The following is a 13240-nucleotide window of genomic DNA, read 5'->3' on the forward strand; positions in this document are numbered from 1 at the left end:
GCAACTGAGGCTAAAATTTTATATGGACTACACCTTTGTCGAAAATCAAAAAGATTTTGACGCCCTGGTTCCTAAACTAGCCAAACAGAAATTCCTGGCCCTGGATACGGAATCCAACAGCCTTTATGTCTACAAGGAGCAGTTTTGTCTGCTTCAGATCGCAAGCGAACATATAAACGCCGTGGTGGACACCCTGCGCGTGGATATAAGGCCTCTCCTGCCGGTTTTTGCCGACCCTAAAGTCGAAAAAATACTCCATTCCGCCGATTCGGATATAAAGGTCATTAAAGCCTCGGTAGGCGGGACTTTTGAAAATATTTTTGACGTTATGGTGGCTTCCAAATATCTGGGCATGAAAAAATGCGGCCTTGAAAGCCTGGTGGGCGAATTTTTCGGCGTGGCGCTCAATAAAAAATTCCAGAAGGCCGATTGGGGGAGGCGTCCGCTTTCAAAAGAGATGCTGGATTACGCCATCACGGATGTGCTTTACCTCTACAAACTGCGTGAACTGCTGGCCGCCCAACTGAGCGAGAAAAACCGCCTGGAAGAGATAAAAGACCAGTTCCGCCAGCTCGCCAGGGTGGAGCCGGTCCCTTTCCATTTTGACGAAAAAGGCTTTTCGCGCCTTCATAACGCCCGCCAGCTTAACGGCAGGGGGCTTGCCGTTTTGCGCGAGCTTTATCTGTCAAGGGAAGTGGCTGCTATAAGGCGCAATGTGCCGTCCTTTAAGATAATAAGCGAGGATTTAATGCTGCGCCTAGCGGTCGCTCCCCGCGAAGGGATCGAAAATCTGGACATTTTCAAGGGAGTCACCAATTATGTGCTTGCCAACCACGGTCCCTGGATACGGGAGGCCCTGCAGAAAGGCCTGAAGGTCCCCGAGGTAACTTTTCCGAGAAGGGAAGTGTCGCACGAAAAACGGGTGTATTTTGATTCCGTTAAAACCAAGTTCAATGTCTTGAAACTTTGGCGCAAGACCACGGCGGCAAAACGCAATATGCTGCCCGAGGCTATTCTGGGCAACGATATACTGGAGCGCATAGCTTTCGCTTCGCCGCGTACCGTTGAGGACTTTCAAACCATCCGGGGCCTTGCCGGGGAAAAACTGCTGATCTACGCCGCGGATATACTGGATTTCCTGAAACATCATAAAGCGTAAGCGGCGCGGAGCGCCGGCTACGGAAGCCGTAAGCTTTAAGCCCTATGCCATATGCTTTTTTAGAAGTTCCCTTATTGCTTATGGCTTATGGCCTCCGGCGTATGGCAGCAGCAGTTTTCGCAGCAGGTCCGGCCTTCTGATTTCGTGGAGGGCTTTGGCTATTAAAATTTTGTTTTCGGGTTTAAAATACTGAAGGAGCGCCCTCTGCATGCGGCGCTCCGCTTCTTTTTTCGGCACATAAACGGGCTCAAGCGTGAACGGGTCCAGGCCCGTGTAATAAATGGAAGTGGCAAGCTCCATGGGTGCGGGCAGGAAATCGTTTATCTGCTGGGGGCGGATGCCGCGCTCTTTAAGAAAAATAGCCAGTTCCGCCATGTCCACAAGCGTGGAGCCGGGGTGCGCCGAAATAAAATAAAGCACCATGTACTGCTCTTTGCCGGCGTGCTTTGACTCCACCGCGAATGTTTCTGCGAACTGGCTGAAAATTTCCACCGAAGGTTTTTTCATTACCGCAAGCACCTTGGGCGAGATATGCTCTGGCGCCACTTTCAACTGGCCGCCGGTGTGATACCGCGCTATTTCCGAAATATATTCTCCACATTGTAGAGCCAGGTCCATTCTTATTCCGCTTGCGATAAACGCTTTCTTCAGGCCTTTAATGGAGCGCATTTTTCGCATCAGGGAGAGCAGGGGCTTGTGGTCGGTGCCAAGGTTAACGCAGATAACGGGGTAAAGGCAGGAAAGTTTTTTACACTTCTTGCATATTTCCATGTCTTTGCCGCCCATCCGGTACATATTGGCCGACGGCCCGCCAAGGTCGGAGATATTGCAGGGGTGATTCGGGGTGTTAAGCAGTTCCCGTGCTTCTTTTTCAACGGAACTCTCGCTGCGCGACTGGATGAAGCGGCCCTGGTGCAGAGTAAGCGAGCAGAAGGCGCAGCCGCCGAAACAGCCGCGGTGTATTACGATGGAGTCTTTTATCATCTCAAGGGCCGGAACGGGCTCTTTATACGAGGGATGGGCCTTTTTTGTATAGGGCAGGCCGTAAATGAAATCCATTTCCTGCGTGGTGGCGGGGAGCGCGGGGGGATTCTGCACCACGGCGCGGCCTTCGCTTTTCTGTATTAATATTTTGGCGTTGTAGGGGTTTGATTCTTCGTAAATTATGCGGGTGGCGTTTGAGAAATCCACCCTGTTGGAGGCGACTTCTCCGGCGGAGGGGAGTGTAATGGAGCCGGGAATGTTCAGAGCGGCTGTTTCTTTGGCGCCGGGGGCGTAGGCGGTGCCGCGTATATTCCTTAATTCTGTTATTTTTTCGCCTTTTGCCAGGCGTCCGGCTATTTCAATTATCTGTTGTTCGCCCATGCCGTAAACCAGCAGGTCGGCTTTGGAGTCAAGCAGTACGCTTTTGCGGATTTTGTCGGACCAGTAGTCGTAGTGGGCGAAGCGGCGCATGGTGGCTTCTATGCCGCCTAGTATCACGGGGGCGTCGGGATAGGCTTCTTTGGCCCTTTGGGAATATATTATGGCGGCGCGGTCGGGGCGGCGGCCGGGCTTGGCTCCGGGGGAAAAATCGTCTTCGGAGCGGATCTTTTTGTTGTGGGTGTACTTGTTTATCATGGAGTCCATGTTGCCGGACGAGACTCCGAAGAAGAGGCGGGGTTTGCCGAATTTTTTGAAGTCGTTGCAGGTTTGCCAGCTGGGCTGGGGGAGGATGGCGACGCGGTAGCCCTGGGCTTCCAATACTCTGCCCAGGAGGGCCATGGCGAAGCTTGGGTGGTCAACATAGGCATCGCCGGTAACCAGGACGATGTCAACGTAGTCCCAGCCTCTGGCTTTGACCTCTTCAGGCGTTATGGGGAGAAATTTATTGATGTTCATAATGTTAAAAACCGCTGGGTTCGGGGGCCTGCCAGCGAATTTATCTGAGGGGGTCGGGTCGGCCAGCGCGGCCGCCCTTATCCTCGGCCTCCTCTGACTGCAAGCCCAAGTCGGCCTCCGGAAAACCCCCTCAGACAAACCCGCCGGCACCCCTCCAGGAAATCTGCCTTTTTAATTTAAGGTGTTTGTCCCCACCCAAATTATAACTTGAATGTCCCGCCCTTTCGCTTTATTGTTGTTTGCAATATGGAAAATGCCTGACCGACGGGGTAAAACTCCGGCTAGATTATAACATTTTGAGGATTTTGAGAGATTGGAATACTATGGCAAGTTTAGTATTATAAATGAAAGCAACTGGTCTGGTTTACAGGGAGAAGGTCAGGATATGCCCCATACCAAAAAATTGGGGACATAACACTAGTTTTGTGGTAGCGAAAATGGAATGGCGGCAGGGGGCGTTGCTTAAATGCTTAAATACTCGGCTTTCGTGTTTTTATTGTTCTCCTTGGGGATATGGGACATAACTTTGTTTCTTGGTTTATAAAAGGGTCGCGTTTGACGGGCTGAAGACGGGGAGGTTCGGGATGAATGGGGGGAAAATAATATTTTTCGGGTTGATATTAACGGTGGGTGTGTTGGCGGCGGCAAAGGGGGGGGCGGTTAATCACCTGGCCGAAGCCGATGCGCGGTGCGCTTCTATTTCATCGGGGAGCGGGGATAACAACCCGGAGTCTTCCAACCAGCGGAAAGACAATTCGCTGGATAGGGGGCAGGGCCTGGGGGATTGCTGTGGAATTTTACGGGAAATAAAGGCTGAATTCTCCGCGTGGCCGGCACAGCGCGATCAGGTGCGGTTGAAGCACTTTCAGGAAGCGATGGCGGACCTTATCGCCAGAAAACAGACTCCGTCACTGGCCGACGCTAAAGGTTTTTGCAATAGCCGGCTTTACGGCAAAAATCCACCGCCCGTAAAAGGGAAAACTGGGACGATAGCAAAAAAAATGCGCACAGGTTGTGACCTTCTTCAACTGGCGCAGAGCGAGGCTGTCAGACGGGGCAAAATATCGCCCAGGCCCCTGAACTATTTCGACGCGGTTGCGGCTGCTAGAGTCACCGCAGCGTCTGTCGTCACACTGGAAGAAACCTGGCGCATATATGATAAGGAAAATAGGTAAGCGGCATAAAATCGTCTTATGAGAGGCGCGAGTATGAAACAGTCAGGTATTATGTTGGCGGTTTTTATGCTGCCATGCGTGGCTTTTGCGGCGGAGGGCAATCCCGCCGCGGCGGCGAAAAAAGAGAGGCAGCCGGCCGATATGGCGCTCATTTCCGCCGGACAATTCATGATGGGTTCCCCCGATGGCGTGGGAAGCGACAGCGAGCATCCGCGCCATAAAGTGAATCTTGATGCCTTCTACATCGACAAACATTTGGTGACTGTGGCGCAATATCGCAAATTCGCCCGGGCGACGCACAGGAAAATGTGCCAACAGCCTCCCTACAGCGCGGGCAATCATCCTGTGGTCTACGTTGTATGGGACGACGCCGACGCCTACTGCCGCTGGGCGCGGAAGCGCTTGCCGACCGAGGCGCAATGGGAGAAAGCCGCGCGCGCCGGCACGGCTACGCGCTGGAGCTTCGGCGATGACGCGCGCCGGCTTGGCGAATACGCATGGTACGACGGCAATTCGGACCAAAAAACTCATCCGGTCGGGCAGAAAAAGCCGAATCAATATGGGTTGTACGACATGCAGGGGAATGTGTGGGTCTGGACAGCCGACTGGTACGATAAGAATTACTATCACAACAGTCCCGAGAAGAATCCGAAGGGACCTTTGACCGGCAAAGAGCGCGCTCTGCGGGGCGGCGCGTGGAATAACCCCCCGGACAATGTCCGGGCCGCCAGCCGCGGCAGGACTACCCCCAACTTGAGGTACGCCGCCTTCGGTTTGCGGTGCGCCCGCTGAACTTATGGACATAATATTGTTTTTATCAGGAACGAAAGAAAAACCGTTTCTATGAGCCAATTTACCGCGATACTGCTGGTTTCCCCGTTGGCTGACGGGAGGACTTGGGTTATTCGCAGCGAGTTCGGGTATGATGTGGGGGCGGAAGGAAGCGGGGACAGGATAGATGTTCCTATAGGGTTTAAGACGGATTTCGCTACGGTGCCGCGGCTGTTTTGGGCGGTTCTGCCGCAATGGGGATGAGGGCTTGCAACGGAATAATATGACCATTTGGCTGAGTCGATTTTGGAGCGAGCCGAAGTGGCGTGAAGCGACGCGTACTACACGTACGTTAGCGGAACACCGCAAAGGCGTAGCCCGAAAGCGGCTCAGCCCCCTGGGGGAGGCCCATCTTTAAACCGGCTGCCGCGTTGCTCCTCAGTTACATAGGCACCGCTATGCTCCCTCGTCGCGCCTTGCATCCGGCTCAAATATGGGCCTCCAGATGATCATATTATTCCGCTGCAAGCCCCTAACGGAAATGCCGCGGTGATACATGACTTTCTTTACTGGACGCAGAAGAGGAGCCGCAGGGAGAGCGACGATATTTTTCTTGAGGCGATGGGTGTGCTGAAGGTGTCGCCCTTTCAGAAGCTGCCGCTTTATTGGGCGGTTAGATCATTTGGCTGGTGGGTCTGGGCGGTGAACGATCGCAAGCGCCACAGAGGGATCAAGCGGGTGGCGGGGACAATGCCTAAAAAATCGGTTGAACTGACGTAGGGAATTTAGTTTACATATAAAAACGGGCGGAGCCTTAAAAGCTCCGCCCGTTTTATTTATAGAAAAGCAGGTGCCTTTCCGATTACAAATAGCTTTTGCTCGTGCAAGCGGCTATCTCCGGTGCGATCTGGGAGTCGAACACCTCAACGTCGATTTTCCGGTTTATGGATTTGAGAATGGTCTTGAATCCTTTGTAATAAGACTTATGCCAGGCATGCACGTTCATCAGGTGCAGAAGATCCATGTCTATTTGCAGCCTAAGATCCATGCGGATAGCGCCCAGGCTGGTCAGATAGATTTCCGGGAACCCAAGACTTTCGTCTATTTGCACATTTAGATCGGCTGCCGGAACGATATTGGAGAAAGGGTCCCTTCTGGCCCATATATTTTTCCAGTAGCGGAGATTGACCGGCTTCGAAACCACTTTCAACAGGTGGAATTTGTTCACCTGATAATTGGTGATCGGGCTTATCATCCAGCGGGACATGAGCGGAGTGCCGATGGTGATGAATTTGTCTATTTGGACATCGGGTCTTATTTTGGCGACCCGGTGCATAACATCGTGCATAATAACGGCGCCCCAGCTGTGAGCCAGAATGTAGATCGGGCGGCCGGTATTTTTATAGGTGTCGTAAACCGCTATGAGCTGCGGCACGAACCTGTCCAGGGCGTTCTGGGTGTCGCTGAATGTCCTGGCCCAGATGAACGGAACAAAATGGTAATAGCGGCGCTTTGGGGCAGTTGCTCCAGCCTATCCTGCAGGTAGGAGTCCGGATCAGGTGTCGGGTTTCCTATCGAGCTGATAAAGCTCCCGGCTAAAATACGGGAAGACAGGCCGGGTATGGTTATTACAACGGGGTCCCCGGCTATGGGTGCGGCCTGGAAGAAACGCGGAGCCGGGACGGGCAGACTGCTGGTCTTCGACATTTGGAGCAGATCGTCGGCGTTTAAAGATGCCAGGGCATCGGTTGTGTACGCTGCGTTGCCCGCCGCCAAATCCGTTGTATCAGAAGCAAAAAGAGCACGGGGGGCGGACAGTGTTGAGACAGATAGGAAAAAAACGGGCAATAGGGCAAGGAGTCTGCTGGCATTTTTTTTCATGTATAAAATCCCTTATGAACCGCTGTGCTGACAATTCAACTAACAAACATAGTATAGTGCGAAAACAGCCCGGACGTAAGAGGCGGAATGCCCCTAAAAAAAGAAAAAAAGGCCTAGTTCCAGTTGGGCCTTTTGGCACAAAGCTGCACTTCCAAGTTGAACCCGCCTTCCAATTAGAATGCGCCCACAAATCGGCTAAGCCAAAGGTTTAACTAAAGGCGTTTTTGATAAACCCCCGCTCCTGGGTCATTTATCCGAAATTTAAGGGACTTTTGAACCTTATGGGATATCAGGCAAAGGCTATATAATTTATCCAGACGGTAAATACACAGCAGTAATTAGGAGACAAACAGCATGAAAAAAAACAGTAAAAGCGCTTTCATCGCAATGATGGCGCTCTTAGGCTACGCGAGCTTCGCCACGGCTCAGGTAGTTTCGTTCGACACTCCCGGTGACAACTCCAAAACGATCGGTTCCATGGTAGAAACCATGCAAGCCGAAAATCGCATCAACATAGGAGGGATCATCGGAGATGTATTACATGGCAACCACGGAGACCACAACGGACCGCAGCCAGGCCCTCAGCCCGGTCCATGGCATCCGCAGCCAGGCCCTCAGCCCGGTCCATGGCATCCGCAGCCCGGACCCCAGCCCGGCCCATGGCATCCGCAGCCCGGACCCCAGCCCGGCCCATGGCATCCGCAGCCCGGACCCGGCCCCGACCCATGGCATCCGCACCCCGGACCTCATCCCGGTCCGTTCCCTCCGCCGCCTCCTCCTCCGCCTCCGCCGCCCCCTCCGCCCCAGCCGTATTGTACTGCCAGTGATACCGGCTTTGAGGAACATTGGGGAGGACATCAAGGCTGGACCAAAGAGGAAGCTTGCGGCAAATGCCTCAGTTTCCATGGTTCCTGTAATATCACCTGCCAGGGATGGCCACAGTCGTATCCGTGCAGATAAGTTGAGTTTAAGTTCAAGTCGTATAAAGGGCGGGAAGAAATTCCCGCCCTTTATTTTACCCGGAAAAGCCGTTCGCCGGTTGGCGGGTGCCGGACGAGGGGGAGCGCTGCAAAATTAAATAAAAACGCCCCGACTTTTTGTATTATAAATAAAATGGTGGATACGGGAGCATTTTTCCGGATTTTTTCAGGCAGCAGTAAGCGTGAGGTGCGGGGACTTTCGATAATCTGCATTATATTGTCTTAAACAGGCAGCGCAGGAGGTAAACATATGGCGGAATTAATAGTGGATAGAAAGTATAAGTCCATGCTGTCGCTGAGGGAGACGGAGAGGGCCATTAAGTTTATCAAGGATGCTTTTCAGACTAATCTTGCCAGGGATTTGCGGCTGCAGAGGGTCTCGGCTCCGCTGTTCGTGCGAAAGGGCACCGGGATCAATGACGACCTGGGCGGAACCGAGAATAAGGTGTCTTTCAGGATAAAGGACGGACGTTCAAGCGCTGAAGTGGTATTCTCACTGGCTAAGTGGAAAAGGATGGTGCTGGCCGATTATCAGTTCGGTCCGGGCGAGGGCTTGTATACCGATATGAACGCCATCCGGCCCGACGAGGATTGCCTGGACAATATCCACTCCGTGTACGTCGACCAGTGGGACTGGGAGAGGATATTGACCGGAACACAGAGGAACCTCGCCTTTTTGAAAACTATCGTCCGGAAGATATATAAGGCTTTGAAGGAAACGGAGGCCGCCGTTCATGGAAAATATCCCGGGATACGGCCCGTGCTTCCCGAAGATATAACTTTCATCCATTCCGAAGACCTGGCAAAAATGTACCCCGGGCTGACGCCCAGGGAGAGAGAGAACCGGGCCGCTAAAACCCACGGCGCCATCTTCATAATAGGCATAGGGGCCGAGCTGCATGACGGGAAAACGCACGACAACAGGGCGCCCGATTATGACGACTGGACAACGTCCACTATCGGCGGCAGAAAGGGGCTTAACGGGGATATTTTTGTATGGTACGAGCCTCTGCAGGTCGCTTTGGAGCTAAGCTCGATGGGCATCAGGGTAAATAAAAAGGCGTTGTTGAAGCAGCTGAAAATCAAGAACGCCCTCGGCAGAAAGGGGCTTTATTGGCACAAACGGTTATTGGCCAACCGCCTGCCGCAGACCATAGGCGGCGGCATCGGCCAGTCCAGGCTCTGCATGTTCCTGCTCAAAAAACTGCATATCGGCGAAGTGCACGCCAGCGTCTGGCCCGCCCCCATGGCCGCCGTCTGCGCGAAAGCCGGTATCAGGCTGCTGTAAAGGACAGCGGGCGAACTGTCCATGGCAAAAAATAATTCTATTAGCGTCGGTTCGTTTCTGCGGTTTTTCGGAAGTGCCGGGGGCTTCAGACGTGCAGGGCACATACGGTAATGGCCCTTATATTTCCTGCCAGATGGTAACTGGTTAATATTTTAATTCTGTTCTCTCAAGATCGCCGGCCGGAATGCCGTCAAACCGTGCGGCGCCGTCTTCCGGTCCGCGCCGGGACAGCATTGAGATTATCTCGTCCGCGCTTAAAAATGTGGTCGGCTTTTCCCCGGGCCCGGGAAAAAATATTACCCTGTGCGCCGGCAACCCCGCTTTTTGCGCAGCCGCTATTTCGGCTGGATTTTCGCCCTGATAGACGGCCCCGTCAGGGCCTGCCGTTTTCAGGGCCTGCAGGAACAGATACGGGTTAGGCTTACGAAGTTCGTTCTTCGGCGGGAACAGCACCGCTTCGAACATGTCCCAATCGAACGGGGCCGGATCGTTCCAGCCGTTGAACAGGAATTGTTTGACCAGTTCCAGTTTCTCCGCGTTGCTGTTCCCTTCTTCTTCCGGCCAGTTTATCAGCATCCCCAGATGAAAACCGCGTGATTTTAAGTCTTTGAGGTATTTCCGGGCCCCCGGAATGTACTTCATGTCAGTGTATTGCGGCGTGTGGTCGATCAGTGTTTTGCCCAGGTCGAAGAAAACCCAGGGGTGCGCATTCTGGGCAGCGGCGGGCGCGGCCATCAGCGGAAGCAGTAATACCAGTTTTTTCAGTATGTATGATACGTTCATTTCGTCCTCCTGATTATCACGAACAATATGCCTATGCAGACGGCCGTCACCAGCGCGGAAATATGAAGGAATAAATTCAACTTCCCTCCGGCCACGAACGGGGCGATCATCGGAACGATGCAGGCGCAGACGCCGCGGTCTATAAGGGATTCCATTGAAAGCAGCGTGGCGCGGTAGCGCGAATCGGTTATGGCGTCGTTCAGTATCTGCTTTTGGATAGGATAGGCAAGGCCCGAGGCGTAAGCGAAGATCATCAGGCCGGCGAAAGTGCCGGCTTTTCCGGATACGGCCATCAGCGACAGGCTGCCCGCGATTATAAGCGTCAGCGCGGAAACCATGTTTATATCGCCCATGACGCGCTTTGTCCATTTATGACGCATGGAGCCGGCCGCCTCAAAGATCGTCATTACGGACATTATCCACCCGTAGGAAACCAGATCGAATTTTCTCGCCTCGAGTATAGGCTGGTAGAGGTTGATCTGGCAGATCCGGCCCAGTATGAATATGCCTATTCCCTGAAGCATTAACAGCGCCAGCAACGGAGAGTTTCTGAGGATCTTGAACACAGGCAGCATGTATTCGCTCATATGCGTCCAGATCCTGGACACCCAGAATACATTTTCCTCCTCACCATTCTCTTCCCATATCCCGGAACCGCGGTCCCAGGCCTTCCGCGGCAGGATGCGGCGCTCAGGCAGCCGCTGCGCGTAGACAAACGAAAGGACGGCGCAGATAAACGTAAGCCAGTACGGCAGGGTTATGTGCCATTTCATGGCGGCGCCTATCCCCGCCCAGCATACGACTTTCCCTACCAGGCCGTATGCCCTGGCGTTGCCTTCCGCCTGTTTATATACGGCCTCCGCGCCGCCGGCTTTCAGGTATTCGTAAAGATAGGCGCTTGAGGCGCCCGAGACGAACGACCGCGACAGGGCTATGAGGATAAAATGCACGAGGAATCCGCTGTAAGACGTCCAGAAGATCGGCAGCAGATTGGAAAGCACAAGTATGGCGGCTCCCACCCGCATACTCTGGCGGTATCCCCATATATCCGCGAAAAAACCGGTAGGTATCTCAAAAAGAAAAAAAGCCAGATAGTAGAAGCTTTGTATTCCGAAGATCTGATGGTCGTTCAGGCCCATCCGCTTCTGATATTCGTAGAAAATAGGGAGCCACAAAAAAAGCGGGAAAAAGAACTGGAAACCGTAATATAAACGTATTATTTTCTTCAGCTCATCGCGCATATGGTCTTGCCTGCAGAATATAAATGTCGTCCCCTTTCGCCGCCCATTCTATGTCCAGCGGGTTGGCGAAGGTGTAGTCCTGCGAGAAATGCGACTGGAGCAGGCGGCCCGCCAGCGCCAATTTCGCCAGGACCGTTTTTTTCTGAGCGTTAAGGTCTTCCTTCGCGCTCCCGAGCGAGAGCGTGCGGCCGCCGCCCTCCACCGTGTTGTAGAGGAATTGGTATGGCATATCGGAGCCCTGGACCACGCTGACCACGGATTTGGAGGAGACGTTTATGTAAATATTCCTGAAGTCGGCGCTGTTGGCGGGATTCTTGGTGATCATCACGCCGCCCATGTCCGCCGATACCTCTTCCTGGATGATAACGCCCATGTACGAATCGTCGAGTGAGATCCCGGCTTCGTCGCGCAGGCGGGTGCTCCTCGGTGAAACCAGCGACGCCCATACGGTGCGGATGCTGTCGAATATTCTGTCGGACGTGGCGACCTGGTTGATGGATTCGTAAATGCCGGCCGCGGAAAAATTTTCCAGGTCCTCTGCGTTGGACGAACTGCGCACCACGAAACTGGAAACGCCGCCCAGATGCCGCACTATCTGCGAATCTATATAGTCGCGGAGCTTGTCCGGGATGCGGGCCGCGGTGATCATCTGATGGAGGGCCAGGCACAGCGGTTCCACCGCTTTTGAGCGCAGCTCCAGCGCCATTTTAAGCTTGCCGATCTGCTGCTGTATCTGCGGCGAGCCCTGCAGGAATTCCTGCTGTATCGAGAACGGGATAGCGATCCCGCGCGGGATGCTTATGTTCGACTTCAGGAAATCCCAGGCCGCTTTCTCGAGGTTGGACCCGGGCCGCGTTTTAAGCTGCTCAGCCAGGTACGGCAGCAGGTTTTCCCGCGGCGGCCGGCTGATCTGATAAAAACCCAGAAGGCGCGAAGAGCCTTTCCTGACGAGCCGGTTGAGTTCGCCCAGGTTGGCCGCCTTTGTGCCGTAGCGGAACCGGTCGGTCAGGCGCAGATCTTTCAGATGCTCGATGGGGGTGCGCACAGTTTCCGGCTGGTCCATTTTCACGCGTTCCGCGTACCAGACGGGGCGGGCGCCCCGGTCCGCCGGGGGCTCGGTCTTTTCAAGAATGATGCCTCCGGCGTTGGAGTCCACTTCGTAGCGCACCCACTGGCTGTCAAGATTTTCCTTTTCTATCTTTTCCTCTATCCCGATCTGTATGGCGTTCGGTATCTGCCAGCCGCTGGCCAGCACGTTGGTATGGGAAAGCGGAGTGGTGTGCGCGGTATTTATAATGCCGGCCACGCGCGGAATGTCGTCGGGTACGCGGGCCATTACCAGGATGTCGTGCCACTCTATGTCAGGGAGCTGGCGGCGGTATTCGTCCTCGCTTTTAAAGAATCTCAGCCTGCCCGCGGTTTTGCCTTTGTTGAGCGCTATGAACTTCGCGGAAGCGAATATCTCGTGGCTGTATATGCGGGGGATGTCCGCCGCGTCTATTTCCGCGATAAATTCCTCCTGGAGATGATTGGCCGGCTTGAAAAGCAGCGGCAGGCCGGGGTCCAGGTTTTTCTTGACGAAATCGTAAAAGAACTTCAGCATGGCGGCGTCCATGGTATCCACTTCCACCGTTTCAAGCGTGAAGAACGGGTTTTCATTTCTCGCGTGGAGGGCCGCTATACCGAGGTAAAAACGCCGCTGCGGATCAAAGTACACGCTGCGGTTGAAATCGTCTATCTTGCTTTCCAGCTCCCGCACATTGGTTTTCAGGATCCGCTCCCCGATATAGTCGAGATGGAACTGATACCTGGCGTTGTTGACAAAATGAATGGTTTTCTCCTGCCGGTCAACGACGATCTTGACGAACGGATATCCGGCCAGAACTCCCGCCAGCTGGTGGAACGCCTGCAGGGTAAGCCTTTCGCCTATAAGAGACGCAACCGTTTCCTCGGCGGAAAGCTGAACTGCCGCTGAATTCGCTTCGGACATAAAATCCCCCCGATATTAGCTTTCATGCTCGCGGCGGGCCGCCAGCTAGTTGTAATATATATTTTAAGATAAGACGGTAACAAAGGCTTTG

General features: G+C 53.8%; 11 protein-coding genes. 6 read left to right on the top strand and 5 right to left on the bottom strand.

Annotation, left to right across the window (positions count from 1 at the left end; all coding sequences use genetic code 11):
• The first annotated feature begins 22 nt into the window (after positions 1-22).
• Entirely contained in the window at positions 23-1159 is a 1137-nt protein-coding gene (locus NTX59_10950) for an HRDC domain-containing protein (protein ID MCX5786193.1), read from the top strand.
• A gap of 78 nt (positions 1160-1237) precedes the next feature.
• Here the strand turns inward: NTX59_10950 and NTX59_10955 are convergent, their stop codons facing one another.
• Positions 1238-3040 carry a YgiQ family radical SAM protein gene (locus tag NTX59_10955; GenBank protein ID MCX5786194.1) on the bottom strand — a complete coding sequence of 601 codons (1803 nt, stop codon included), beginning with the start codon at positions 3038-3040 and terminating at the stop codon, positions 1238-1240.
• Positions 3041-3624: 584 nt separating this feature from the next.
• On the opposite strand from NTX59_10955, the gene NTX59_10960 reads away from it, so the two are divergent.
• The 4 genes from NTX59_10960 to NTX59_10975 all read left to right on the top strand — a co-directional run bounded on the left by NTX59_10960 (position 3625) and on the right by NTX59_10975 (position 5766).
• The gene (locus NTX59_10960; GenBank protein ID MCX5786195.1) at positions 3625-4215 is read left to right on the top strand and encodes a hypothetical protein; all 591 of its coding nucleotides are present in this window, start codon (positions 3625-3627) and stop codon (positions 4213-4215) included.
• A gap of 33 nt (positions 4216-4248) precedes the next feature.
• Entirely contained in the window at positions 4249-5007 is a 759-nt protein-coding gene (locus NTX59_10965; protein MCX5786196.1) for a formylglycine-generating enzyme family protein, read from the top strand.
• Between the two features lie 51 nt (positions 5008-5058).
• On the top strand, positions 5059-5250 hold the full coding sequence (locus tag NTX59_10970; GenBank protein MCX5786197.1) for a DUF1353 domain-containing protein: 192 nt from the start codon (positions 5059-5061) through the stop codon (positions 5248-5250).
• Positions 5251-5508: 258 nt separating this feature from the next.
• On the top strand, positions 5509-5766 hold the full coding sequence (locus NTX59_10975; protein ID MCX5786198.1) for a DUF1353 domain-containing protein: 258 nt from the start codon (positions 5509-5511) through the stop codon (positions 5764-5766).
• Between the two features lie 82 nt (positions 5767-5848).
• Here NTX59_10975 and NTX59_10980 read toward each other — a convergent pair whose 3' ends face one another.
• Positions 5849-6421 (bottom strand): hypothetical protein, encoded by a 573-nt coding sequence (locus NTX59_10980; GenBank protein MCX5786199.1) that lies wholly within the window; start codon positions 6419-6421, stop codon positions 5849-5851.
• A 1676-nt stretch (positions 6422-8097) separates the two neighbouring features.
• On the opposite strand from NTX59_10980, the gene asnA reads away from it, so the two are divergent.
• On the top strand, positions 8098-9135 hold the full coding sequence (asnA, locus tag NTX59_10985) for an aspartate--ammonia ligase (protein MCX5786200.1): 1038 nt from the start codon (positions 8098-8100) through the stop codon (positions 9133-9135).
• Between the two features lie 144 nt (positions 9136-9279).
• On the opposite strand, the gene NTX59_10990 is transcribed toward asnA, so the two are convergent.
• The 3 genes from NTX59_10990 to NTX59_11000 are packed head-to-tail and all read right to left on the bottom strand — an operon-like array spanning position 9280 to position 13149.
• Positions 9280-9918, bottom strand: coding sequence for a hypothetical protein (locus NTX59_10990; GenBank protein MCX5786201.1), 639 nt, complete (start codon positions 9916-9918; stop codon positions 9280-9282).
• Positions 9915-11159: an MFS transporter gene (locus tag NTX59_10995; protein ID MCX5786202.1), complete on the bottom strand. Its 1245-nt coding sequence runs from the start codon at positions 11157-11159 to the stop codon at positions 9915-9917. The genes NTX59_10990 and NTX59_10995 overlap by 4 nt, the downstream gene beginning before the upstream one ends.
• On the bottom strand, positions 11149-13149 hold the full coding sequence (locus tag NTX59_11000; GenBank protein ID MCX5786203.1) for a phosphoenolpyruvate synthase: 2001 nt from the start codon (positions 13147-13149) through the stop codon (positions 11149-11151). The genes NTX59_10995 and NTX59_11000 overlap by 11 nt, the downstream gene beginning before the upstream one ends.
• Positions 13150-13240 lie beyond the last annotated feature (91 nt).

The sequence above is a fragment of the Elusimicrobiota bacterium genome (assembly GCA_026388155.1).
Taxonomy (GTDB): Bacteria; Elusimicrobiota; Elusimicrobia; order Elusimicrobiales; family UBA9959; genus UBA9634.

Bases quoted from the DNA above. Each gene is read 5' to 3' on its own strand.
- NTX59_11000 (MCX5786203.1), bottom strand. From the start codon at position 13,149: ATGTCCGAAGCGAATTCAGCGGCAGTTCAGCTTTCCGCCGAGGAAACG.
- NTX59_10955 (MCX5786194.1), bottom strand. From the start codon at position 3,040: ATGAACATCAATAAATTTCTCCCCATAACGCCTGAAGAGGTCAAAGCC.
- NTX59_10960 (MCX5786195.1), top strand. From the start codon at position 3,625: ATGAATGGGGGGAAAATAATATTTTTCGGGTTGATATTAACGGTGGGT.
- NTX59_10995 (MCX5786202.1), bottom strand. From the start codon at position 11,159: ATGCGCGATGAGCTGAAGAAAATAATACGTTTATATTACGGTTTCCAG.
- asnA (MCX5786200.1), top strand. From the start codon at position 8,098: ATGGCGGAATTAATAGTGGATAGAAAGTATAAGTCCATGCTGTCGCTG.
- NTX59_10990 (MCX5786201.1), bottom strand. From the start codon at position 9,918: ATGAACGTATCATACATACTGAAAAAACTGGTATTACTGCTTCCGCTG.
- NTX59_10965 (MCX5786196.1), top strand. From the start codon at position 4,249: ATGAAACAGTCAGGTATTATGTTGGCGGTTTTTATGCTGCCATGCGTG.
- NTX59_10950 (MCX5786193.1), top strand. From the start codon at position 23: ATGGACTACACCTTTGTCGAAAATCAAAAAGATTTTGACGCCCTGGTT.
- NTX59_10970 (MCX5786197.1), top strand. From the start codon at position 5,059: ATGAGCCAATTTACCGCGATACTGCTGGTTTCCCCGTTGGCTGACGGG.